Origin of the sequence: Methylobacterium sp. B1, from assembly GCF_000333255.1 — a bacterium.
Taxonomy (GTDB): Bacteria; Pseudomonadota; Alphaproteobacteria; order Rhizobiales; family Beijerinckiaceae; genus Methylobacterium; species Methylobacterium fujisawaense.
On record NZ_BACT01000011.1, the window covers coordinates 1 to 205 of the forward strand.

Annotated in this window: 1 protein-coding gene; it reads left to right on the top strand. The window is 43.9% G+C overall.

The features are described from left to right. Positions 1 to 205, top strand: a 205-nt coding sequence (locus I53_RS34415; protein ID WP_204367262.1) for a hypothetical protein, incomplete at both ends; no start/stop codon positions are given.

Genomic DNA, 205 nt, shown 5'->3' on the forward strand with positions numbered 1-205 from the left:
AATTCCAATTCCACATTTTCAAGAAATAAGGAGGCAAAAATGTTCATATATGAATTGGAATTATTTGTTTTCTTATTAGGCCGAGATGCGCCGCGTGCGGCTGCTGGAGATGGCGGACGCGATGGATATGTTCTGCCAAGGGTTGGTTTGCGCATTCACAGTTCTCCGCAAGAATTGATTGGCTCCAATTCTTGGAGTGGTGAAT